This window comes from Exiguobacterium sp. QJM3NY_9 (assembly GCF_056173545.1).
In genome coordinates this window covers 1,996,502-2,020,635 of the sequence record NZ_CM149679.1, presented here as the reverse complement: position 1 = coordinate 2,020,635, position 24,134 = coordinate 1,996,502, and the positions used below count along the sequence as shown (strand labels likewise).

The 24,134-nt window shown below is 44.6% G+C and carries 24 protein-coding genes; 20 read left to right on the top strand and 4 right to left on the bottom strand.

Annotated elements, in window-relative coordinates; genetic code table 11:
• Nucleotides 1-94: 94 nt before the first annotated feature.
• The 7 genes from AC0VYQ_RS10455 to AC0VYQ_RS10425 all read left to right on the top strand — a co-directional run bounded on the left by AC0VYQ_RS10455 (nucleotide 95) and on the right by AC0VYQ_RS10425 (nucleotide 6,784).
• Nucleotides 95-652 (top strand): GNAT family N-acetyltransferase, encoded by a 558-nt coding sequence (locus AC0VYQ_RS10455; protein ID WP_029330974.1) that lies wholly within the window; start codon nucleotides 95-97, stop codon nucleotides 650-652.
• Nucleotides 653-660: 8 nt separating this feature from the next.
• The gene (locus tag AC0VYQ_RS10450; protein WP_088837478.1) at nucleotides 661-1,374 is read left to right on the top strand and encodes an alpha/beta fold hydrolase; all 714 of its coding nucleotides are present in this window, start codon (nucleotides 661-663) and stop codon (nucleotides 1,372-1,374) included.
• Between the two features lie 89 nt (nucleotides 1,375-1,463).
• Nucleotides 1,464-2,555, top strand: a complete 1,092-nt coding sequence (locus AC0VYQ_RS10445) for a virulence factor (protein WP_475403522.1) — start codon at nucleotides 1,464-1,466, stop codon at nucleotides 2,553-2,555.
• Between the two features lie 357 nt (nucleotides 2,556-2,912).
• Nucleotides 2,913-3,125, top strand: coding sequence for a hypothetical protein (locus AC0VYQ_RS10440; RefSeq protein ID WP_475403521.1), 213 nt, complete (start codon nucleotides 2,913-2,915; stop codon nucleotides 3,123-3,125).
• Nucleotides 3,126-3,207: 82 nt separating this feature from the next.
• Entirely contained in the window at nucleotides 3,208-3,678 is a 471-nt protein-coding gene (locus tag AC0VYQ_RS10435) for a BsuPI-related putative proteinase inhibitor (protein WP_214807278.1), read from the top strand.
• 460 nt (nucleotides 3,679-4,138) lie between these two features.
• Nucleotides 4,139-4,954, top strand: a complete 816-nt coding sequence (gene nadE / locus AC0VYQ_RS10430) for an ammonia-dependent NAD(+) synthetase (RefSeq protein ID WP_088837475.1) — start codon at nucleotides 4,139-4,141, stop codon at nucleotides 4,952-4,954.
• Nucleotides 4,955-5,509: 555 nt separating this feature from the next.
• Entirely contained in the window at nucleotides 5,510-6,784 is a 1,275-nt protein-coding gene (locus AC0VYQ_RS10425; protein ID WP_475403520.1) for a protoporphyrinogen/coproporphyrinogen oxidase, read from the top strand.
• 144 nt (nucleotides 6,785-6,928) lie between these two features.
• Here the strand turns inward: AC0VYQ_RS10425 and AC0VYQ_RS10420 are convergent, their stop codons facing one another.
• A complete protein-coding gene (locus tag AC0VYQ_RS10420; protein ID WP_214768644.1) occupies nucleotides 6,929-7,318 on the bottom strand; it encodes a disulfide bond formation protein B in 390 nt (129 codons plus the stop codon).
• Between the two features lie 65 nt (nucleotides 7,319-7,383).
• On the opposite strand from AC0VYQ_RS10420, the gene AC0VYQ_RS10415 reads away from it, so the two are divergent.
• The 5 genes from AC0VYQ_RS10415 to AC0VYQ_RS10395 all read left to right on the top strand — a co-directional run bounded on the left by AC0VYQ_RS10415 (nucleotide 7,384) and on the right by AC0VYQ_RS10395 (nucleotide 12,804).
• Complete coding sequence (locus AC0VYQ_RS10415; protein ID WP_029330966.1) at nucleotides 7,384-8,274, top strand: LysR family transcriptional regulator; 891 nt, start codon at nucleotides 7,384-7,386, stop codon at nucleotides 8,272-8,274.
• Nucleotides 8,258-9,370: an N-acetyldiaminopimelate deacetylase gene (locus AC0VYQ_RS10410; RefSeq protein WP_088837472.1), complete on the top strand. Its 1,113-nt coding sequence runs from the start codon at nucleotides 8,258-8,260 to the stop codon at nucleotides 9,368-9,370. The genes AC0VYQ_RS10415 and AC0VYQ_RS10410 overlap by 17 nt, the downstream gene beginning before the upstream one ends.
• Nucleotides 9,371-9,604: 234 nt before the next feature.
• Nucleotides 9,605-10,993, top strand: a complete 1,389-nt coding sequence (locus AC0VYQ_RS10405; RefSeq protein WP_029330964.1) for a cytochrome ubiquinol oxidase subunit I — start codon at nucleotides 9,605-9,607, stop codon at nucleotides 10,991-10,993.
• Nucleotides 10,994-11,005: 12 nt separating this feature from the next.
• Nucleotides 11,006-12,031 carry a cytochrome d ubiquinol oxidase subunit II gene (locus AC0VYQ_RS10400; protein ID WP_088837471.1) on the top strand — a complete coding sequence of 342 codons (1,026 nt, stop codon included), beginning with the start codon at nucleotides 11,006-11,008 and terminating at the stop codon, nucleotides 12,029-12,031.
• Between the two features lie 104 nt (nucleotides 12,032-12,135).
• On the top strand, nucleotides 12,136-12,804 hold the full coding sequence (locus tag AC0VYQ_RS10395; protein WP_029330962.1) for a potassium channel family protein: 669 nt from the start codon (nucleotides 12,136-12,138) through the stop codon (nucleotides 12,802-12,804).
• A gap of 30 nt (nucleotides 12,805-12,834) precedes the next feature.
• Here the strand turns inward: AC0VYQ_RS10395 and AC0VYQ_RS10390 are convergent, their stop codons facing one another.
• The gene (locus AC0VYQ_RS10390) at nucleotides 12,835-13,611 is read right to left on the bottom strand and encodes a Cof-type HAD-IIB family hydrolase (protein ID WP_475403519.1); all 777 of its coding nucleotides are present in this window, start codon (nucleotides 13,609-13,611) and stop codon (nucleotides 12,835-12,837) included.
• A gap of 171 nt (nucleotides 13,612-13,782) precedes the next feature.
• Here AC0VYQ_RS10390 and AC0VYQ_RS10385 point away from each other — a divergent pair, with 171 nt between their 5' ends.
• Both AC0VYQ_RS10385 and rnjA read left to right on the top strand, forming a co-directional pair.
• Nucleotides 13,783-14,001 carry a DNA-dependent RNA polymerase subunit epsilon gene (locus tag AC0VYQ_RS10385; RefSeq protein WP_088837469.1) on the top strand — a complete coding sequence of 73 codons (219 nt, stop codon included), beginning with the start codon at nucleotides 13,783-13,785 and terminating at the stop codon, nucleotides 13,999-14,001.
• Nucleotides 13,998-15,665 (top strand): ribonuclease J1, encoded by a 1,668-nt coding sequence (rnjA, locus tag AC0VYQ_RS10380; protein ID WP_029330959.1) that lies wholly within the window; start codon nucleotides 13,998-14,000, stop codon nucleotides 15,663-15,665. The genes AC0VYQ_RS10385 and rnjA overlap by 4 nt, the downstream gene beginning before the upstream one ends.
• 59 nt (nucleotides 15,666-15,724) lie before the next feature.
• Here the strand turns inward: rnjA and def are convergent, their stop codons facing one another.
• Nucleotides 15,725-16,264: a peptide deformylase gene (gene def, locus AC0VYQ_RS10375; protein ID WP_029330958.1), complete on the bottom strand. Its 540-nt coding sequence runs from the start codon at nucleotides 16,262-16,264 to the stop codon at nucleotides 15,725-15,727.
• Nucleotides 16,265-16,642: 378 nt separating this feature from the next.
• On the opposite strand from def, the gene pdhA reads away from it, so the two are divergent.
• From pdhA to lpdA, 4 genes are all read left to right on the top strand, one after another.
• Entirely contained in the window at nucleotides 16,643-17,725 is a 1,083-nt protein-coding gene (gene pdhA / locus AC0VYQ_RS10370; RefSeq protein WP_026827895.1) for a pyruvate dehydrogenase (acetyl-transferring) E1 component subunit alpha, read from the top strand.
• Nucleotides 17,726-17,728: 3 nt separating this feature from the next.
• Nucleotides 17,729-18,706, top strand: a complete 978-nt coding sequence (locus AC0VYQ_RS10365) for an alpha-ketoacid dehydrogenase subunit beta (protein ID WP_088837467.1) — start codon at nucleotides 17,729-17,731, stop codon at nucleotides 18,704-18,706.
• A 97-nt stretch (nucleotides 18,707-18,803) separates the two neighbouring features.
• Complete coding sequence (locus AC0VYQ_RS10360; protein ID WP_029330956.1) at nucleotides 18,804-20,099, top strand: dihydrolipoamide acetyltransferase family protein; 1,296 nt, start codon at nucleotides 18,804-18,806, stop codon at nucleotides 20,097-20,099.
• Nucleotides 20,100-20,102: 3 nt separating this feature from the next.
• Entirely contained in the window at nucleotides 20,103-21,515 is a 1,413-nt protein-coding gene (gene lpdA, locus AC0VYQ_RS10355; protein ID WP_214810659.1) for a dihydrolipoyl dehydrogenase, read from the top strand.
• 164 nt (nucleotides 21,516-21,679) lie between these two features.
• Here the strand turns inward: lpdA and AC0VYQ_RS10350 are convergent, their stop codons facing one another.
• A complete protein-coding gene (locus AC0VYQ_RS10350) occupies nucleotides 21,680-23,167 on the bottom strand; it encodes an aminotransferase class I/II-fold pyridoxal phosphate-dependent enzyme (protein WP_475403518.1) in 1,488 nt (495 codons plus the stop codon).
• A 132-nt stretch (nucleotides 23,168-23,299) separates the two neighbouring features.
• Here AC0VYQ_RS10350 and AC0VYQ_RS10345 point away from each other — a divergent pair, with 132 nt between their 5' ends.
• Together AC0VYQ_RS10345 and AC0VYQ_RS10340 are read left to right on the top strand one after the other, a co-directional pair.
• A complete protein-coding gene (locus tag AC0VYQ_RS10345) occupies nucleotides 23,300-23,572 on the top strand; it encodes a UPF0223 family protein (protein WP_029330953.1) in 273 nt (90 codons plus the stop codon).
• 280 nt (nucleotides 23,573-23,852) lie between these two features.
• The gene (locus AC0VYQ_RS10340) at nucleotides 23,853-24,041 is read left to right on the top strand and encodes a hypothetical protein (protein WP_029330952.1); all 189 of its coding nucleotides are present in this window, start codon (nucleotides 23,853-23,855) and stop codon (nucleotides 24,039-24,041) included.
• Nucleotides 24,042-24,134 lie beyond the last annotated feature (93 nt).

Here is a 24,134-nt window from a genome sequence, read left to right as displayed (position 1 = left end):
CAATACTAGCAAAACTTCAATCGAGCGAAAAGAATAATTCCTTTTGAAAACGGGCATAATAAAGAATAGAAGCATAAAAAGAGGTGATCAAACGATGTGGGGGTTACGAAAACCATTTCCAGAGTTGACGACGGAACGATTTGTTCTAAGGGAACTTGAAAATAAAGATGCACGTGATCTATTTAAGATTCTTTCAGACGAGGACGTCATGTACTATTACGGATCGGATCCGTTAGCGACTGTATATGAAGCAAAAAACGTCATTAGTTATTTCAAAGAACAGTTTACGCAAGGGAAGGCGATTCGGTGGGCAATTGCTGATTTGCAAACCAACCAATTAATCGGGACAATCGGCTTTCATAATTGGTTAGCGCAGTACCACCGTGCTGAAATCGGTTTTGAGGTCAGTCAAGACTACTGGAAGCAAGGTGTCGCTTCTGAGGCGGCGCGTGCTGTTTTAACACATGGATTCGAAGACTTCGCCCTCCATCGCATCAGTGCCCTTGTTGCACCTGAAAATCTTGCTTCGAATGCACTCGTCCAAAAATTAGGTTTTCAATCGGAAGGATTGCTTGAGGATTATGCCTACAGTCATGGACGTTTTATGGATTTGACAATTTACCGGATGCTTGCATCGGAATGGAAGGGATGAGTTAGTCAATGTCGAAACAAACACTCGTATTGCTACACGGATTTGCTGGAGGAACAGATTATTTTAATCGGGTGGAAGCAAAGCTTCGCTTATCGTTTGATGTCTTGCCGCTGCGACTCCCTGGTCATGAAGGAGAGGACGTCGGACCCGACACAGTGGAAGGATTTGCAGAGTGGGTCATGAAGGACTTGGAACGCCGGGAAATCGAAAATCCGATTATCATTGGTCACTCTTTCGGGGGATATATTACGGCTGCGATCGTCGAAGCTTATGCAGATAAAATTGCCGGTTTCGGTCTCGTCTATTCAACGGCGAAACCAGACGCTACTGAAGCAAAACAAAAACGGAATCAAAACATTAGTCGTGTCGAGGAAATTGGAGTTCGGGCATTCGTTGACGGCATGATTCCCGGCTTATTTGCTGAAGGGGCAGATCCGATGCTAATTTCTGAAGCAAAAGAGATTGGTTACATGATGACAGTCGAAGGTGCAATACGCGCTCTAAGTGCGATGCGCGACCGGAGAGATGTCACGAGCGCATTGAATCAAACTTCAGTTCCTGGTGTGATTGTTCATGGTGAAAAAGATGCCCTTATCTCAAAAGAGAGTGCATTTAGCCCGAATAACTCACGGATCAGCTTTGAATCAACGGACAGTGGTCACATGGGGATGCTCGAAACACCGGATGCGTTCTGTGAGATTATCGAGCGTGTATTTGCTTAAACAACATCAAAGCTCTACGGTTCGAATCGTAGAGCTTTTGCGTTGCAATTTCTTTAAAGTTTCTGAATGATGGAGGGGGAGGGATCGATATGAAAATTGTAGCAATTGAACCAACACCAAGTCCAAACAACATGAAAGTCATCGTTGATGAAACATTTTCTGAAAAGGGACAGACCTTTGAACATGCTTTTGGTGCGCCGGAGCACGTAACGAAACTTTTAGACATTCCTGGAATTAAATCAGTCTATCAAGTGAGTGACTTTCTTGCCGTCGAACGTTTTCCAAAATACGATTGGCGAACACTCGTCATCGAAATTCGCCGAGCTTTTGGTGAGAATTTAAGTGATGTCGAAAATCATGAAACAGATGCCGCATTCGAACCTGTGCATCTCTTTGTTCAATTCATCCTCGGTGTCCCGATGCAAATCAAAGGCGTCAAAGGATTAGAAGAAAAACGACAAGGGTTACCGGAAAGGTTTCGGGATGCTGCACTATTCGTCCAACCTTTTGTCCAAAATGTCATTAGTGATCGACGCTGGGTTGAACAAGCCCCACGGTATGGGGAACTGGACGATAGTCTAGAGGAAGTGGCGCAAGAGCTCGAAATCGCCTATCCTCAAGAGCGGGTTGAACGATTGAAAGTACTCGCTTCGGGTGAAGACGTTACGTTTGATGGACAAGCCCTTAGCTCGAACGACTGGAAAGAGCGGTTTGCAGCACTGGATGAATTGCCGATTGATTTAAGCTGGGTCTCGGCTTATGCGAAGATGCTTCAGGATGAAAAAATGCAAATCAGACGACAAGCAATCGTCAAGCTCGGCATGTTTGAGGAGAATCGTCAAGAATTGCTCGAATATATCACGAATGCTTTACATGACCCTTCAGGAATCGTTCGTCGGACCGCAGGGGATACAGTATCTGATTGGGCACTTCCGGAAGCGGAGCCGATGATGATTGAAGCGTTGACCGATAAAAACAAACTTGTTCGTTGGCGTGCCGCGCGCTTTCTATTCGATGTTGGAACGGAACGGGCAGTATCTCGCTTAAAAGAAGCAGCACAAGATAAAGAATATGAAGTCGCACTCCAAGCCGAGCTCGCCTTAGCACGAATCGAGAGTGGGGAAGAAGCACTAGGGACAGTCTGGCAACAAATGAACCGTTTGATTGATGAAAGTTCATAAGAACTTGAAAAAACCATGTTTGGCACAATCATTCGACAAAATCGCGCATGTTTTGTCTAGTCATATTTTACCTATAAGACTTATGTCCTGGTAAAAAAAAGAAGAAAAAACTGTAATGATTTTGAAATGTCTTTGAAATATGATGATAATCTGCATGTTTCAAAAGAAATGATTTGTTTTTTATATCATCCATTTTATGGGTTAGAAAACTGGCATAAAGTTTTGACATGAATTGTCGAATGACAATTCACCTGCTCTTTTGGACGTTTGGTAAAGTGAAATCAACATAACGGATTCGAGATTAACCGAGTGAGTTGGTTTAACTGAAATCTAACATAACAAAGGAGATGCGGGGACATGATACTTTTTGCAGAAACAGACTTAGCAGTGGGGTATAAAGAACGAACGGCTTCTGGTGTGTACGTTACAATCGAGACAGGTGATAGTCGGACCATCACACTCGTCGCACCGATCACAGCGACAGATGCGATCTGTGATGAGTTATTCGTAACGGGGATGGAACAATTATTCTCAGGTTCAACGGATGTAACAGAAATGCCTGTTGCTTAATCAGCAACTATGAAAGGGAGATGAGGGAAACCTTGTCTCCTTTTTTGTATGATAAAATGGATGAAAAGAGGGAGGAGACGTCATGAAATGGTCTCGAACACGGTTGCTGTTACTTGGATTAGCGCTCATGTTAGTCGGATGTAGTCAAGAAACTAAAAAAGCGGACCTTGCAACAAAAGTGTCGAATCAACCGATTGAAATTGCCGTGTCAGGACAGGCTGTTGGATCGAATACAATAGAGGCAATCGTACGGTTGCACAATCCAAATGACCAAAACGTGAAAATTGCGTATCCTTCATCACAACGCTTTGAATTAATGGTGCGTGATGGACGAAATCACGTAATTTACACGTTTTCGAAAGAACATCTTTTTACACAAGCGATTGAAGAAGAACAGTTTAAACCGTATGAGGAAAAGGAATATGAAGTGACGATTGAATTATCAGATACTAGCGATGTAAAAGAAATCGACGGAATGACTGTTCAACAATTCGAGGGAGCGCGTGACTCGACATCGAAGGTGACATCCGTTATTTCTAAAGGGAAGCTATGATGCTAAACTGAAACTATTGAACTTCCTCCACCTATGCTTCGCTAAAAGGTGGAGGATTCCTGAGTTATTCGATCTAATGCTCGAAACTTTATCAGGCTAACCCCGTCGTCCCGACGGTTGAACGTTAATCTTGCCCGTTTCTTTTGAGCGGATACCTACTCTGCTTAGTTTTCGCTACTTCGGTCATCCGCAAGGTGGACGTTGAAGATTTTACGTGACAGACGAACTTCCTGTCACAACCCGATATCTTCAGTTTCCAAAGAACGTGACATTTTAATTCTTCCTGATTTTAATTGTTTTCAAACGAAGAGCGTCGGACAATTGACGTGTTGGAAGACACGTCCTGTCCGACGACGATTCATCCCCCACTTGGACTAGGGCTTCGCCCTAAACGTTTAGAAGGGGGAGTATTCTCGTCTAATTTTGGTAAAAAATAGAGAATGAGGAGTGTGATGTGACAATGCAACAAGACATCATTCAAGCGACAGGAGTCAAGCCAGTCATCGAGGCGCATGAAGAGGTGGCGAACCGGATTCGTTTCTTAAAAGAATACTTACTGCACACGGGTGCTAAAGGATTTATCCTTGGTATTTCAGGTGGTCAAGACTCGTCTCTTGCCGGACGGCTCTGTCAACTCGCTGTAGAAGAACTGAGAGCAGAAACAGGACGAGATTTTCATTTTTATGCGGTCCGCCTTCCTTATGGACAGCAGCAGGATGAATCGGACGCACAACTTGCCTTATCATTCATTCGACCAGATCACTCGTTACGCGTTGATATCAAGCCGGCAGTAGAAGCGGCAATGGCTTCATTTGAAGTCGCGACAGGAGAAGTCCTATCTGATTTCAGTAAAGGCAATACGAAGGCACGTGAACGGATGAAAGTACAATATGATCTTGGAGCGCACTTTGGTTGTCTCGTCGTCGGAACGGATCATGCAGCTGAATTCGTCACAGGTTTCTACACGAAGCATGGTGACGGGGCTTGTGATTTAACACCGTTGACTGGCTTAAACAAACGACAAGGAAAACAATTGTTACGTTATTTAGATGCACCTGTCGGATTGATTGATAAAGTACCGACAGCTGATCTAGAGGATGACCGACCTGGTTTACCTGACGAACTCGCATTAGGGATGACGTATGATGAGATTGACGACTATCTAGAAGGAAAAAGCATATCAACTGCAAGTCAAACGAAACTAGAGACACAGTATAAACGTGTAGGTCATAAACATCATATGCCGGTTTCTCCATTAGATGACTGGTGGAAATGATATGACGATGCTTGCTCTTTGAGGCAAAGTATCTTTTTAAAACGACATCCTTTAGGGGTTTCGTTTCAGACTGTAGACAAAGTGCTATCGGGAGAAAAAGCGTCTTTATTCGTTGCTTTCCTAGGGCGAGGCGCAAGCCGTTGCTCCTTGGTCCTTACGGACAACGAGCAGGGTCTTGTCTGCCTCTGAAAGTGCGTTAAAAACGCACTTTTTCCCGTAGGAGTCAACGAAACATGACGCTTTTTAGCTAATACCGTGACGGAAAGCCGGGCATGCAGATGGTTTAGAGCGCAATCCGTCTCGAATCGCTTTTAAAGCGAAAAGCAATCGGTCGCGACCCTGCAGCTTTGCTGTAGCGGCGCGGAAGATTGCCGCTTTGAAGACGAGGCGAGACAGGGAAGCGCGAACGGATTGCATCTCGATACCGCATGCTTACGCTTTTTAATAGTTTGTCTACACGCTGAAACGACATCCTTTAGGGGTGTCGTTTTTTTTGTTTGGAATCGGGAAAAGAATCAAGAAAAGGGAATTGATGCTTAAAAGGAGGTGCGTCGAGTGGAAAAGATTGCAGTCGTCGGTGGTGGGTTAGCTGGTTTATCAGTGGCAGCACTTCTCGCGGATCAAGGAAAGGAAATTCATCTGTACGATGCCGGTTTACTGGGGGGGAGGGCAACTTCGCAAGTGCTTAAAGGATTTACGTTCAATTATGGAGCGCATGCTGTTTATGGGCGTGACCAATCAGCACTCCGTTCATTAATTAAACAATTGAAGCTTAATGTGACATGGCTCGATTTTTCTTCTTCTAAGGCGAAATATGAGTTTGCTGGACATTTGACTGCGGCTCCTGCGAATGCACTCGGCCTGTTGAAGACAGAACTAGTGGAAGGAACCGATAAGGTGCGTTTCACATGGGCGGTCGTTAAAACACTATTGTCACTCGAACGTGGAGAGTCGGAAGTTTCAATTGGGGACTGGTTGGTCCAAGAAAAGGTCGAAGACGATGTCTCAAGGTTAATGCTCGATTTAGCTTCGAGTAATTTTTTCACTTCCGAACCCGAAAATATTCCGTCATCTGTCTATTTTGCGTATTACCGGAAACTATTTCGTACGCGCAAACCGGTTTCATATATTGCTGGAGGTTGGCAAACCTTAATTGATGAACTCGAACGCGTTTTGACGGACTACGGGGGAGAAATCCATCGGAAAACCAAGATTACAGCGATTGAACAAAGTGGGGGAGGTTATCGATTACGCGATCGCCAAAAAAATGAATGGTCGGCTAAGCGTGTAATTCTCGCGATACCTCCTCGCGAGATGCGTAAAGTTGCATTACCATTGTCGATCCAGCACTTTATTGAACCATACGCGCAGTTTGAACCAGCCGAAGCCCTAGTCTATGATGTCGGAATCAGTCCTTACATTGATACTCCTTTTTCTTATGTATTCGATCGAGACCATCAAGTCTTCGTCACGGATTTGTCACACTATGATGCAAGCATTTCTCCGAAAGAGGGACAAGTCTTACAAGTCGTCGCATATCTTGATCATAAACAGGTCAGTCAAGCAACATATATTGAAGAAAAAGTACAGCACGCCCATGACTTATTAGATCACCACTATCCAGGGTGGCGAGATCGCCTTGTGACAGAGCGGACGATGAAACGCGCAATCGTTCAAGAAATCAAATGGAAGATGGGACAAAGGCCGTTGCCTTGCTTTTTGGAAGCGGATACGTCGATTGCTTTCGTAGGTGATTGGTGTGAAGGAGAAGGTCAGTTATCGGAATTATCTTTTTCAAGTGCCTACGCGGTGTCGAGGGAGTGGCAGTGAAACGGTCAAGCATAGTATCGGCATCGGAATGAAATGAAAAACCCGAGCATTCCTGTTATCGAAATGGAATCGCTCGGGTTTCCTGTGCGTTAATTTTTGTAGTGAGTTCTACGTGACGCATTTGTTTGAACAGATATCTGCAACTTATGCACTTTTTTTATTCGGGTAAAAGGCAAGGATCAATAAGAGGGTGAAGGCGATTAAACTCATCATTGGGATTGTCAAAAAACCGAAGTAGTTGACCCATTGAATCAGGCAACCATTCGTACAGAGTGCCTCGCCATCCGGGAGGCGTTCGAGAACAACGTGATAGGCAGCAACTGCCCAACCGATTCCAACATATAGTCGAACGAAAAGAGCATCGACGGGGCGATTCCGAAAGAGTGTAATGATTAAATAAAATGCCGTCGTATACATGAACAAGCGTTGCCACCAACAAAGTGGACAAGGGATGAAACCGCGAACTTCACTGAAGTACAGACTTCCTAAGGTCGCAATCGTTGAGACGATTAACATAAAATGATAGCGTGACATATGTACCTTCCTTCCTAACGTGTTAAACTAATGCCATCTTATATCATGAGGAGTCGAATCTTACATTGCAAGTGTCGGAAATGGAAATGTTGATAACTTTATCGGAAGAGCTGAATATGCGAAGAGCAGCCGAACGGCTTTTCGTCTCGCAGCCGGCACTCAGTCAACGATTGGTTGCGATTGAGCGCAGGTGGGCGACGAAGTTGTTCATTCGTTCTTCCCGTGGATTAAGCATTACGCCCCAAGGAGAAAAAGTCATTGGGCTCGCAAAAGAAATGAATCGAAAAGAATTAGAACTAAAAAGTGAACTGACTGCCGAAGAAGGGGCAGTCTACGGAACCCTTCGGATTGCTGTCGCCTCAATCATGGGACAATATTGGTTGCCACGCGTGTTGAAACGTTTCGTGGAACGTTACCCGCATGTACGCGTCCAACTCGTAACAGGGTGGTCGAGTGAAATGATGCGGCATATGCTCGAAGAACATTTTCATATCGGCATCATTCGAGGTAATCCGGACTGGAAGGGCGTCAAGGAACGGTTGTTCTCAGACCCGCTCTATCTTGTTGATAGTGAGTTGACGACGCTTGAACAGTTGCGTAAGACGGACCGACCATTCATTCAGTTCAAAAGTGATTCGACGTACTATCAAGAAATACTCGAGTGGTGGCAGGATCGTTTTTCAAGTCCGCCTGCGCGGACGCTCGTCGTCGACCAAATCGAAACTTGTAAACAAATGGCGTTACACGGCATTGGATTCGCGATTTTACCAGAGTCAACGATTCAAGAATCGAGCGAAGTGATGCAGATTCCGTTGAAGACGTCTTCGGGTAAAGTACTGAAACGCGATACATGGATTTTATCGACGGAATCCATGCTTGAGTTAAAACAAGTCCAAGCCTTTTGGGACATCGTAAAAGAAGAAGGGGGAAGTCAGTCAGATGGAATACGCGATTGAAATGCGAAGAGAACTTCATAAAATACCTGAATTAGGATTCAAGGAGTTCAAGACGCAAGCCTTTATTTTAAATCAGATTCGCTCTTATCCTGAAGACCGCGTCAGCTACGATACGTTTGAAACAGGTGTTTTCGTTCGTGTTAAAGGGTTGACCGGAAATCGAACAATCGGTTACCGCGCAGATATCGATGGTTTGCCGATCGAAGAAGCGACGGGTCTTCCTTTTGGTTCGGAGCATCCGGGAATGATGCACGCCTGTGGGCATGACGTCCATGCGTCAATTGCGTTAGGTCTGCTTCGTCGTCTTGTCGAGTTACCGATCATGGATGACGTCGTCTTCTTATTCCAACCGGCAGAAGAAGGTCCGGGTGGAGCGGAACCGATGATTAAAAGTCCATTATTCGAAAAATATCGTCCGAGTGAAATGTATGGTCTCCATGTGGCACCTGAATATCCGGTCGGGACAATTGCGAGTCGTCCTGGCGTATTATTTGCCAGTGCGCGGGAAGTTCACATCACGATTTATGGTCAAAGTGGTCATGCTGCATTTCCACACTTGACGGTCGATACGGTCGTTGCTCAGGCTGCACTCATCATGCAGTTGCAAACAATCGTCAGTCGATCAATCAATCCGATGAATTGTAGTGTCATCACGATTGGCAAGGTCGATGCGGGGATTCGTGAAAATGTTATTGCCGGTCGAGCTGTGCTAGATGGAACGATGCGTGCGTTGAACGGTACTGACATGGAAAAATTAGAAGAACGGGTACGTGACATCGTTCGTGGAATTGAAGCATCATTTGGCGTGAAAATTGATTTGCAATTTGGAAACCGCTATTACGAAGTCGTTAATGATCAAAACGTCGTCGATAAATTTTCTTCATTCGTTAAGATGAATGCAAATTATGTTGAATGCGACGCTGCGATGACGGGTGAAGACTTTGGATTCATGTTAAAAGAAGTCCCAGGCATGATGTTTTGGCTTGGAATCGATAATCCAACGTCCGGTTTACATCAGCCGACGTTGAATCCGGATGAAGAGGCGATCCCATTTGTGATTAATTTACTGGATCATTACTTCCGTGAATATGTGTAAACTGAATGAATCGTAAAAAGACTGTAGAAATGCCCTTTACTTCGCCTCAAATCGAAGTAAAGGGTTTTCATTTAGCGAGATCATCTAGTTTTCGAACGTTTTGTGAAGAAAATCACGAATAGATGTGAACAATTTGTTACATCAAACATTTAGAACAGACACAAATGATTATGTTCTCTATGATACGGATATAAACATATATAGAAGTACGTTTAGGAAGAGGGGGGCACACACATGTTCAATGATCCAGTTATGCTCAGTCGATTATTGACAGGGCTCACATTAGCATTTCACATCATTTTTGCAACGATTGGTGTAGGAGTTCCGTTGATGGTACTCGCAGCCGAGTACATTGGAATTAAACGAAAAGATCCAGATTATATTCTTTTAGCACGACGTTGGACGCGCGGTTATATCGTAACGGTAGCGGTCGGAGTCGTTACGGGGACGGCAATCGGATTACAATTATCGCTCTTATGGCCTTCATTAATGCAAGTAGCCGGACAGACGATTGCTTTGCCACTCTTCATGGAAACGTTCGCCTTCTTCTTTGAAGCGATCTTCCTTGGGATTTACTTGTACACATGGGATCGCTTTAAGAATCCATGGTTACACTGGTTAATCGGGATTCCGGTCGTCATCGGGGCAACGGCGTCAGCCTTCTTTATCACGACAGTTAACTCGTTCATGAATTCTCCGGAAGGTTTTAAAATTGTCAACGGAACGTTAACACAAATCGAACCGTTAAAAGCGATGTTCAATACGGCAACGCCAACAAAAGCGACACACGTCATTGTATCTGCTTACTTGACGGTCGCGTTCATCTTAGCAGCAATTGCCGCGTTCCATTTATTGCGTAAGAAAACATTGTCCGCAGCCGAGACGGCGTATCACAAAAAGGCACTTCGTCTGACAGTCATGGCTGGATTGATTTTCGCCTTCTCGACAGCGCTCGTCGGTGATTTTTCAGGAAAGTACCTTGCGAAATATCAACCTGAAAAATTAGCAGCAGCGGAGTGGCATTTTGAAACGACAAATGAAGCAGAATTGATTTTCGGTGGGATTTTGGATGAGCAAGAAGATGGTAGTTATGACATCAAAGGTGCGGTTAAGATTCCATACGCCTTGTCAATTCTTGCAGGTGGAGCACCAGATACAGAAGTCATCGGTCTAAATGAATTTGCGAAAGAAGATCAAGCGCCTTTATTCGTCCACTATTTCTTCGATATCATGGTATCGATTGGGATGTATTTAGCAGCGATTTCCGCCTTGTTCATACTTGCATTCCGACTGAAAAAGTTGAACCCGTATAATAAATGGTTACTGCGCGGTATTTTCATTGGTGGACCACTTGCCATCGTTTCGATTGAAGCAGGTTGGATGTACGCGGAAATCGGACGTCAACCATGGACGCTATATGGTATTATGAGAACGGCTGACGCAGCGACGACATCTACTGCAGTCGGACCGATGCTGATTCTATTCAGCATGTTGTACCTCTTACTTGGTACGATTTGTACAGTCGTATTGCTCCGTATGTTTAAGAATAATCCTGTCGGTAAAGAACTCGCAGACGATCACCATACTCGCGGTGAAGCGATGTTTGCGGACGATAAAGAATAAGGAGGGAACGAGTTGGACATTCAAACACTAGGAATAACCGTACTTTGGACGTTCCTCTATGGATATCTCATCGTTGCCTCAATTGACTTCGGTGCTGGATTTTACGCATTTTACTCGAAATATACAAAACGAGATCATTTGACGAATCGATTGATTTTACGTTACCTTTCGCCCGTTTGGGAAGTGACGAACGTTTTCTTCGTCTTCTTCTTTGTTGGTCTCGTCGGGTTTTTCCCGGACACAGCTTATTACTACGGAACGGCACTTCTCGTGCCTGCATCAATCGTACTCGTTCTGATTGCGATTCGCGGCAGCTTTTATGCCTTTGCGAACTACGGTTCGAACGATAGTATGTTCTATACGTTTCTCTATGGTGCGACGGGGCTCTTGATTCCGGCTGCGATGTCGACGACGTTGACGATTAGTCAAGGTGGCTTTATTCGTAAAACGAATGAAACGGTTGAGTTTTTAGGGACGAAATTGTTTACGAACTTTTATTCCTGGTCAGTCGTAGCACTCGCGATTGTCTCTGTCCTTTATATTAGTGCGATGTTCCTTTTGTTCTACGCAGATAAGGCGCGAGATGTAGGGGCGAGTGACTTGATTCGGAAATGGGCGCTCTTTTGGAGCATTCCAACGATCATCGTCTGTGGACTTGTGTTCTTTGGTTTAAAGAATCAAGCCGCATGGCATTATGAAAACATTTTGAATGGTAACTGGTGGTGGTTCGCAGCAAGTTTTGTGTTCTTCTGTGTTGCAGTCGCACTCGTCTACCTGAAGCGGAATTATGGAATTGCCTTTATTGCTGTCATGGCTCAATACGGAGTTGCATGGTTCGGATACGGTTATACTCATTTACCGTATATCTTATATCCGTACATCGATATCAATAAAGCGGTCGTTAACGAAACAATGGCGACGTCGCTTGTCGTAGTCTTTATCTTCGGACTATTATTATTGATTCCGGCACTCTATCTGATTTTACGATTGTTCCTGTTTGATAACGATTATGTCAGAGGCGAAAAAGTAAAAAAATAGCGAGATCTTAAACGCCTTCACGCACTGTGAAGGCGTTTATAGTATTTTAAGAAGGAATCGGGTACACTACTACTGACGAAGCGAAATCTGAAGGAGAGTTGAACATGAATGGAGAGTTTGCAGTAATTGGTTTGGGGCGTTTTGGTGGTTCGATCGTCCGTGAATTATCGAAGAATGGCTATGACGTTCTAGCGATTGATTCGGATGAAGAACGTGTCAATGAATACATGGGGATTGCGACACACTCCGTCATCGCCGATACGACGGATGAGAACGTATTGAAAAGTCTTGGAATTCGAAACTTTGATCACGTCATCGTTGCGATTGGGGAAAACATTCAAGCTTCGATTTTGACAACGTTGATTTTAAAAGAACTCGGTGTTAAATCGATTACTGTCAAAGCGACGAACGATTACCACGAAAAAGTATTGCGGAAAATCGGTGCTGACTTCATTGTTCACCCGGAACGTGACATGGGGGTTAGGATTGCGAACGGCCTGATGAGTTCGAATATTTTGGATTATCTTGACCTGTCTCAAGAATTCTCAATCGTTGAAATCAAGGTCAGCGATCGCATGGCAAACAAAACGTTGATTGATCTTGATTTACGAAGTAAGTACGGCGCGAACGTCGTCGCGATCAAACGGGGAGAAAATGTCATGATTTCGTTACAAGCTGATGAAGTCATTGAAAAGGGCGACTACCTTGTCGTCATTGGAGAAAACGAAGATTTGGATCGTCTCGAACGAGCCATCCATAAAGTAAAAAGCTGAGGGATCTCCTCAGCTTTTTTTGTATCCCTTTTAAATTAATTGGAATTTTTTTAAACCGTGCGCGATGCCGTCTTCAAGAATGTGTTTCGTGACGAAGTCGGCGGCGGCTTTTGTTTCGTCTAATCCATTGCCCATCGCGATGCCTGTTCCGACGTAGCGGAGCATCTCGAGATCGTTCAGTGCGTCACCGAAAGCAAACGTATCTTCACGTTTGATATCCGTTAAACGGAGGAATTGTTTAATTCCATCGGCTTTCGACGATCCGGCATTGATGACGTCCATCGCTTGTGGGTGCCAGCGAATGAAATCGAATGCTTGGTAGTTTTGCGTATAAATCGATTCTTCTTCTGCCCGGCAATAGACGAGGGTTTGGAAGATATCGTGCGTCTCGTAAGCTTCTTCATTATAAGCAGGAAGGGGAATATCGAGCGCGCCGAGTGACGTCGCGACGGTCTCGTCTGTTTGACGCGTCGTGAAGCCTTGTTTCTCGCCGAGATAAACAAGTGTGTGCCCATTCTCTTTTGCACGTGATGTTAAATGTTTCAAATCATCGACGGGTTGCGGACGTTTATAGATGACTTCATTTTGATGAACGACGATTTGACCGTTGTAGCCAATGACGGTATCGATGCCGAGTTGCTCACGGACGCCTGACAGCATTGTAGGACCACGCCCGGTAGCGATGGCGACGTAAACGCCGTTTTCCTGTAGTTGTTTGATTGCCTGTTTTGTCGATTCCGGTATGAAATGACCATCGTGAAGCAAGGTTCCATCGATATCGAAAAAGACGACTTTTTGATTTGCCATGGTTTCACCTTCTCTATTTAATTGGCTGAATAGCCGTTTACAAATGAAAGTATAGCATAGCGCCTAGGTTCAAGCAGATATCAGTTGTTGAATAAGGATGAAAAAATGAACCGTTTTCGTGTATACTAATCTAAGGACAAAAAACAATGGACTGATAAGGAGTTGCTAAGTATGATTTTTAAAGTATTTTATCAACCGCTTCGTTCGGAAGCACCAGTAAGAGAACGGACAGAGGTTATGTATGTTGAAGGAGAGAGCATTCGTGACGTGCGAACATCGATTGATCATCTCATCAAAGACATTAATGTTGAATTCATCCGCGAAGTAAGTGGAGAATTCCTAGAGTACGAAAAACAAAGTGTTGACTACAAGGTAGCGACGTTCGCATGAAGTTCGTCAAAAACCACCAAGCAGCCGTATTCGCACTCGGCGGTTTAGGAGAAATCGGGAAGAACACATATGTGGTTCAATTCCAAGATGAAATCATCGTCATTGATGCAGGGGTCATGTTCCCAGAAGATGAATTGCTCGGAATCGATTATGTTATTCCAGATTACACGTATTTAATCAAAAATAAAGATAAAGTCAAAGGTGTGTTCATTACACACGGACACGAAGATCATATCGGCGGACTTCCTTTCTTATTAAAACAAGTGAACTTACCGATTTATGCGGGGAAAATTGCCCTTGGTTTAATCAAGGTCAAATTAGAAGAGCATGGTTTATTACGGACGGCGGAACTTCATGAAATTGATGAGGACTCGATCATCAAGTTCCGGAAGACAAGTATTTCATTCTTCCGGACGACACACTCGATTCCAAATTCGTTCGGTGTCGTCGTAAAAACGCCACAAGGCAATATCGTCCATACGGGGGACTTTAAGTTCGACTTCACACCAGTTGGGGAGCCTGCTGACTTAGCGAAGATGGCAGAACTCGGGAAAGAAGGCGTACTTTGTCTCTTATCTGACTCGACGAATGCTGAAGTTGAAGGATTTACGATGAGTGAACGGGTTGTCGGTGAAACGATTTCGGATATTTTCCGGAAAGCGGATGGACGAATCATCTTTGCGACGTTCGCCTCGAACATCTATCGTCTCCAACAAGTCGTCAATGCCTCGGTCGAAGCAGGACGGAAAATCGTCGTCTTCGGTCGAAGCATGGACAAGGTCATGATGATTGGACAAGAGCTTGATTTCATCAAGGCACCTAAAGGAACAATCATCGAGCCGAATGAAATGAAACGGTATAAATCGAATGAAATTACGATTCTTTGTACAGGTTCGCAAGGAGAGCCGATGGCAGCGTTAAGCCGAATCGCCAATGGGACACACCGTCAGATTTCAATCATTCCCGATGATTTGGTCATCTTCTCGTCTTCACCGATCCCAGGAAACGTTGTTTCGGTCGGGAAAACGATCAACCAGCTGTATAAAGCAGGGGCAGACGTGATGTATGGTAAGCTCAATGATATCCATACGTCAGGTCACGGTAGTCAGCAAGAGCAACTCTTGATGCTGCGCCTACTCAAGCCGAAGTACTTCATGCCGATTCACGGTGAATACCGCATGTTGAAAAAACACATGTCGCTTGCGATGGATGCGGGTGTTCCGGAAGAGAACTGTTTCGTCATGGATAACGGTGAAGTCTTAGCACTCGATGCCAATGCAGCAGCGATCACTGGTAAAATCCAGGCGAATGCGGTATACGTCGATGGAAAAGGGATTGGAGATATTGGAAACATCGTGTTACGCGATCGTCGTATTCTTTCGGAAGAAGGACTTGTCGTCGTCGTCGTCACACTCGACTCGAAAACAAACCGTCTTGTTTCTGGACCGGACATCATTTCTCGTGGATTCGTCTACATGCGTGAATCAGGCAACTTAATTAAAGATGCGGAGCGCTTGTTGAAACGTTCGTTAGAACAATCATTAACGAACCGAAACACGAAGTGGACAGATATCAAACAAGTCATCAACGATACATTAACACCTTATTTAACTGAAAAAACACAACGTCATCCGATGGTCATGCCGATCATTATGGAAGTTTAACGAAAAAAGCCATTTCCTGAATCAGGAAATGGCTTTTTTGTTTCAAGGCGTGGAAGAACTCATGTGGCAGGTCCATATTCCTTGAATGGTTCTTTTTTATCGATTCGATCGTAAAACATGATGCCGTCTAAATGGTCATATTCATGCTGGCAAACGATGGCTTTCATACCTTTTAATCTTAATTTTACAGGAATTCCGTTATGATCGATGCCAGTAAGGGTAATACGCATATAGCGTGGCACGTGACCTTCGACTTCACGGTCGACGGATAGGCAACCTTCACCACCAGTTAAAAACGTCTGTTCGACAGAGTGGCTGATGATTTTCGGATTATAGATTCCGAACTCTAAAAGATCGTCGCCGTCTGGAAGTCGAATCGCGAACATCCGCTTATTGACACCGATTTGAGGAGCAGCAAGACCTATCCCGCTACGCAAATCGTACTTTTCAGCTATTTCATCATCTTGACTGTTAGCAAGAAACTCGCGCATCAAGCGCATCGTTTCTTTATCTTCCTCACTGAGTGGGAAAGTAACTTCCACCGATCGTTCGTGAAGCGTCGGAACTTCTTCGCGTACGATTTCATTCATGGTGATCATGAACAACACCCCTTTCATCTATAAAAATTATAGCACAAGCGAAAGGGGAAATTCATAACTAACACAGTTACAAATAGTTGAATAGTACAGAAGGAGAAACAGAAGGTTTTTGTGAAAGGCGTCACAAATGACGGTCGTAAAAAAAAATAAAACATTTCCTTTGATTTTATAGGCGTTACAGTTTTATACTTGTAACGTAATGAACAAGACATCAAATCGTGTCGAGTCATGTTAATACAGTTTACTCAACTGAATAGGTACACAGATATATGTTCAAGAAAGGTCACACGGGACTTCGATTTTTGAACACTATTGGTATGTGGGCAAATCAGTCAGAGGAATATTTCGCTGAGCACAGTGAAAGGATGAGGTGAAAAGATGAACTTAAACATGTTTAAAAACGTGGAAGAAAACTTTGAAACGTTCCGCATTCTTGACGAGAAAGGTGAAGTCGTCAACAAAGACGCTATGCCGGATCTCTCAGATGAAGAATTAACGGAATTAATGCGTCGTCTCGTATACACACGTATCTGGGACCAACGTGCAATCTCACTCAACCGTCAAGGACGTCTTGGTTTCTATGCTCCAGTAGCAGGACAAGAAGCGTCAATGATCGGAACACAATTCGCACTCGATAAGGATGACTGGATTCTTCCTGGATACCGTGATATTCCACAGATGGTCTTCCATGGCTTCCCACTCTACAAAGCATTCTTGTTCTCACGTGGACACATCACAGGCGGTAAGATTCCTGAAGGTGTGAACGTCTTAATGCCACAAATCATCATCGGTGCACAAATCGTTCAAGCTGCCGGTGTTGCACTCGGTCTTAAGAAAAGTGGTAAAGAGCAAGTAGCAATCACATATACAGGTGATGGCGGTTCTTCACAAGGTGATTTCTACGAAGGAATGAACTTTGCTGGAGCATTTAAAGCCCCTGCAATCTTCGTTGTCCAAAACAACCGTTTCGCAATTTCGACGCCGGTTGAAAAACAATCAATGGCAAAAACAATTGCACAAAAAGCGGTCGCTGCCGGCATCAACGGTATTCAAGTTGACGGTATGGACGTTCTCGCAGTTTACGCTGCAACGAAACAAGCACGTGTCGAAGCACTCAACGGTGTACCGACATTGATCGAAACACTCACGTACCGTTACGGACCACACACACTCGCTGGTGATGATCCGACACGTTACCGTACAAAAGATATGGATGATGAGTATCAAGCTCAAGATCCACTCGTTCGTTTCCGTGCGTTCATGGAAACAAAAGGTCTTTGGAACGAAGACAAAGAAAACGAAGTCATCGAGCAAGCAAAAGCTGATGTGAAAGAAGCACTTGCACAAGCTGACAAAGAACCAAAACAAAAAGTTACTGACTTCATCAACGTGATGGCTGAAAAGTTACCACAAAACCTGCAAGAGCAGCTTGATGAGTATACAGCAAAGGAGTCGAAATAACCCATGGCACAAATGACGATGATCCAAGCGATCACTGACGCAATGCGCGTCGAGATGAAACGCGACGAGCAAGTTCTCTTGTTCGGTGAAGACGTCGGTAAAAACGGTGGGGTATTCCGTGCGACAGAAGGTCTTCAAGATGAATTAGGCGAAGACCGCGTCTTCGATACACCACTCGCCGAGTCAGGTATTGGTGGTCTTGCAGTCGGGTTCAGCTTGACTGGTTTCCGCCCAATCATGGAAATCCAATTCTTCGGTTTCGTTTTCGAAGTGTTCGATTCAGTAGCAGCTCAGCTCGCGCGTCTACGTTACCGTTCAGGTGGTACGTACAGTGCACCAGTTACAATCCGTTCACCATTCGGTGGTGGCGTTAAGACACCAGAACTTCACGCGGATAACTTAGAAGGATTGATGGCTCAGTCACCAGGACTTAAAGTCGTCATCCCGTCAACTCCGTACGATGCAAAAGGTCTTTTGATCGCGTCAATCCGCGATAACGACCCAGTCGTTTTCCTTGAGCACATGAAACTCTACCGTTCATTCCGTGGCGAGGTTCCTGAAGGGGACTACACGGTCGAACTCGGTAAAGCAGACATCAAACGTGAAGGTACAGACGTTACAATCGTCACGTACGGCGCGATGGTCCACGCTTCACTTAAAGCAGCTGAGGAACTTGAAAAAGAAAACATCAGCGTCGAAATCATCGACTTGATGACAATCAGCCCAATCGATATCGATACAATCGTTGCGTCAGTTAAGAAAACGAACCGTGTCGTTGTCGTTCAAGAAGCTCAAAAACAAGCAGGTGTGGCTGCAATGGTCGCAACTGAAATTCAAGAGCGTGCAATTCTTGATCTTGAAGCACCGATTCTTCGTGTAACGGCTCCAGATACAATCTTCCCATTCGCACAAGGTGAAGACGTCTGGATTCCAGACCACAAAGATATCGTTGAAAAAGTAAAAACAGTTTACAATTTCTAAGCGTGATTCGGAAAAAGGAGAGGGGAAATTCTCTCCTTGCTTCCGTTTTAAAGATAACAATTGACTAGAAGAGTGAAATAAAAGGAGGCATATTCAAATGGGTTTATTTGAATTCAAATTGCCGGATATCGGTGAGGGTATTCACGAAGGCGAAATCGTAAAGTGGTTCGTAAAAGCGGGCGACACAGTAAAAGAGGACGACGTTCTTCTTGAAGTTCAAAACGATAAAGCGGTCGTTGAAATCCCGTCACCAGTTGATGGTACAGTCAAAGAAGTAAAAGTAGACGAAGGTGTCGTTGCTGTTGTTGGTGACGTATTAATCTCATTCGACGTCGAAGGTGAAGGTTCAGCTCCTTCTGAAGAAGCAGCTCCTGAACAACCTAAAGCAGAAGAAAACGCAAAAGATGTCCAAGACACGGATCAAAAAGTCGAAGACAAGCCGACTGAAGTTCAAATCCACAAATCAGAACGTGTCATCGCGATGCCTTCTGTCCGTAAATATGCACGTGAAAAAGGCGTCGACATCCGTGAAGTTCAAGGTTCTGGAGACAACGGTCGCGTCGTTAAAGAAGACATCGATGCATTTGCAAACGGTGGTCAATCTTCTACTGCACCAGCTTCAGAAGAAAAAGCATCTGCACAAGCATCTGCTCCTAAAGCTGAAGTGAAACCGTATGTTGCTGCTCAACCTGAGCTTGAAACACGCGAAAAAATCAAAGGTATCCGTAAAGCGATTTCGAAAGCAATGGTCAACTCGAAACATACGGCACCACACGTAACACTTATGGACGAAGTCGATGTAACGAACCTCGTGGCACTCCGCAAAAACTTCAAAGAAGTTGCTGCAGCACAAGGTACGAAATTGACTTACCTTCCGTTCGTCGTTAAAGCATTGACTGCGGCTGCTAAAAAGTACCCGACTATCAACGCTTCAATCGATGATGCTAACGAAGAAATCGTCTACAAAAACTACTTCAACATCGGTATCGCAGCGGATACAGATAACGGACTTGTCGTACCTGTCGTCAAAGACGCAGATCGCAAATCAATCTTCTCACTCGCTGATGATATCAATGATTTAGCTGGTAAAGCACGTGATGGTAAACTTTCTGGTGAAGAGATGAAAGGCGGATCGATCACAATCACAAACATCGGTTCTGCTGGCGGACAATGGTTCACACCTGTCATCAACCACCCGGAAGTTGCAATCCTCGGTATCGGCCGTATTGCTGAAAAAGCAGTCGTTAAAAACGGTGAAATCGTTGCAGCACCAGTACTTGCACTTTCATTCAGCTTTGACCACCGTCTCATTGATGGTGCAACAGCACAAAACGCGCTTAACCTAGTTAAACGCTTGTTGAACGACCCACAACTTCTCATTATGGAGGGATAAGCAATGGTAGTAGGTGAATTCGCACAAGAAACAGATTTACTCGTAATCGGGGCCGGCCCTGGTGGTTATGTCGCTGCAATTCGTGGCGCACAACTCGGACTTAAAGTAACAGTCGTCGAACGTGAAAACGTCGGTGGTGTTTGCTTGAACGTTGGATGTATCCCGTCAAAAGCGTTAATTACAGCTGGACACAACTTCCAACATGCAAAAGGTTCGGACTCAATGGGGATCACATCTGAGAACGTTGCAGTCGATTTCTCGAAAGTTCAATCTTGGAAACAATCAGTCGTTAACAAATTAACGGGTGGTGTTGGCGGCCTTCTTAAAGGTAACAACATCGAAACAGTCGTAGGGGAAGCATACTTCCAATCTGAAGATACAGTTCGTATCATCAACGAAGATTCTTCAACACCTTACAAATTCAAAAAATGTATCATTGCAACAGGTTCGACTCCAATCGAACTTCCAGCGTTCAAATGGTCTAAACGTGTCCTTTCTTCTACAGGCGCATTGAACCTTCCTGAACTTCCGAAAAAACTCATCGTCATCGGTGGCGGATACATCGGAATGGAGCTTGGTACAGCGTATGCTAACTTCGATACTGAAGTTGTCATCTTAGAAGGAACAAAAGACATCCTTTCTGGTTTTGAGCCGGCAATGACACAAGTCGTCAAGAAAAAGCTCAAACAAAAAGGGAACATCACAATCCACAACGAAGCACTTGCACAAAGTGTGGAAGAGACAGAAGACGGCGTTAAAGTAACGTTCGAAGTGAAAGGTGAAACACAAACAGTTGAAGCGGACTACGTCCTCGTCACTGTCGGTCGTCGCCCGAACACTTCTGATCTCGGTCTTGAGATGGCTGAAGTTAAACTTAGCGAGCGCGGACTTGTCGAAATCGACGATCAGTGCCGTACGTCTAACGAAAACATCTACGCAATCGGGGACATCGTTCCTGGACCACCACTTGCGCACAAAGCATCTTTCGAAGCGAAAATCGCTGCTGAAGCTGCTGCTGGACACCCGGCATACCTCGACTATAGCGCAATTCCTGCGGTTGTCTTCACAGACCCAGAACTCGCAACAGTCGGTTATACAGAAGCACAAGCGAAAGAAGAAGGTCTTGATTACCTCGCTTCTAAATTCCCTTATGCTGCAAACGGTCGTGCCCTTGCACTCAACGAGCCAGACGGCTTCTTGAAAATGATCACACGCAAATCAGACGGTCTCTTGATCGGTGCTCAAATCGCTGGTACAGGCGCATCTGACATGATCGCAGAGATGGGACTCGCAATCGAGTCTGGAATGACTGCTGAAGATATCGCACTCACAATCCACGCGCACCCTTCACTCGGTGAAATCGCGATGGAAACTGCTGAAGTTGCAATCGGTAGCCCAATCCACATCATTAAATAAGCTTTAAGCCCTTAAGCGGGGAGCCGACCGCTTAAGGGCTTTTTTTCATTATCATATGCAAGAGGCTAAGGTGTGGTCTTGGTAAAATAAAAAGTACGGGCGGAGGATTTGATATCCTGCGCCCGTACTTTTTTGAGAAGCTGTAACGTCTGCTTTCGTTTGAATCATCGAATGGCATTCGATTGTTGAATGACTTTAATTGTTTCGAGTGAATGATCCTCAAGCCCTTGGACAGGAAGACCCGCTTCGATATTTTCTTTAATATACGCTAAGTTATCCGTCGTAATCATCTCACCAGGAATGAAGATCGGGATGCCCGGCGGATAGACCATCATGAATTCTGCAGAAATCCGTCCTACGGCTTGCGCGAGCGGAATCGTTTCCGTTTCTTCGTAGAAGGCATCGCGTGGACTTAATGCGAGCGCAGGTATGTCCGGCAACATGATAGAATGAGAAGTTGTTTTCGCACCTGTATCACGGTACCGCTCAACGAGCTCGGTCATTCCAGACAGTAAGGCGTCAATCGTTTCCTCAGAGTCGCCTGAAGTGATGATTAAGAGGATGTTATTCAAATCTGATAGTTCGACTTCAATCCGGTGTTCTTCGCGTAAGAACTCTTCGACGAGGTGACCAGAAATACCGAGTCCTTTGACCGAAATCAATACTTTAGTCGGGTCGAACGCGAATGTCGCACTCGAATGTAAGTCCGATTCACCGAAGACGGCGAGGTAAGGCAACTTAGCGAGACCCATCCGCATCCGTGTCGATAGTTCAAGTGCGCGTCGGTTCATTGCCTCACCATTAATCGCGAGATGGCGCCGTGCGCAATCGAGTGAAGCGAGTAACAGATACGATGTTGAAGTCGTCGTCAACATCGAGAGGACAGTCTGGACTTTATCGGGCGAGACCAGACCTCGGCGGACGTTCAAGACAGAACTTCCTGTGAGTGATCCACCCAGTTTGTGCACACTCGTAGCGGCTAAGTCAGCCCCTGCTTGCATTGCTGATAGCGGCATATCATCGTGGAAGCCGATATGGACGCCGTGTGCTTCGTCAACGAGGACAGGGATCCCTTTCCCATGAGCAAGCTTGACGATGCTCTCAAGGTCGCCTGCGACACCGAAGTACGTCGGGTTGATGACGAGGATCGCCTTCGTATCAGGATGAAGACTGAGGGCACGTTCGACGGCACTTGGTGTGATACCGTGAGCAATTCCAAACATTTCATCAAATTCAGGGTGAATGAAAATCGGGTGCGCTCCAGAAAGAACGATAGCCGACATGATCGATTTATGGACATTTCGCGGAACGAGGATTTTATCGTCCGGACCGACGACGCTCATGATCATTGCCATGATTGCCGTTGACGTTCCTTGGACAGAGAAAAACGTTTCATCTGCATGGAATGCTTGTGCCGCCAATTGATGGGCATCTTTGATAATCGTTTTCGGATGATGTAAATCATCGAGTGGAGCGATGTTGATTAAATCGATATCGAGTGCATTTTGACCGATGAACGATCGAAATGCAGGATCCATTCCTTGCCCATTCTTATGACCAGGAATATGAAATTGAATTGGTTGACGTTTCGCATGCGCGAGTAGCGCATCGAATAAAGGTGTATCGAGCTGTGTTAAGCTTTTTGTTTGCACCAGATTTCCCCCCTTAAAACCGAATAAAAAAACAATCAAACAAGCTAACTATAACAAGTTTTCATAACGTTGCAACTGTTTTATCTTCGATTTCATTGTAAAATAAGAATCGTGAAGAAAGGATGTGTCAGGATGGCTCTTAATTATCCCATCAACCCAGACTGGTCGACGAAGGAAATCGTCACCGTCATTGATTTTTTTAACATCGTCGAAGAAGCTTACGAAAAAGGTGTGTCACGTGAAGAATTTATGCGGACATATAAAGCCTTCAAGAAAATCGTGAATGCGAAGTCGGAAGAAAAACAACTCGATCAATTCTATTTCGAAGAAACAGGTTGCTCCAGTTACCGTGCGGTCCAACAAGCAATCAAACAAGACGAACCGATTTTACGAATGAAAAAATGAAGAATGATTAAGAGAGAAAGGCGAGGATTCCATTCGGAATTCCTTGTCTTTTTTTAGTGTGCATCCTACATATATCCTGAAAGGGAAACCGATTAGTTGTTTAGAATAAAGAAAAATGGGTTATATATTACATACAAGACGATATCGTTAAACTGTAATTTTTAAAAATAGATGCTTTACATCTAAGTTGAATCGTACTATTATAGATTCAATCCACCAATTAGTCGCAATTGTCTGATAATTAAAACGTTCATTTATCTCGCGAAGGAGTGTGGTTACTGTGAAACAAGTAATAGAAGCATACAAGAGAAAAGATGCAGAAAAACGCATTCCGGTATTGCGTCTCGAAATTGATTATGAGCTCGCAACATTGCACGATGCAATCGTAGAAAGTGATGCAGAAGCGGTTGGTGCCAGTAAAGAGCGTCTCGAAAAATACCGCCAAGAAATGGTGTTATTAGAGGCATAATTCAGTAAACGATAAACTAAAAATCAAATAAATTAAATCAATCAACCAGCGAAAATTTTCGCTGGTTTTCTTTTTTTGTTACTATGGAAAAGA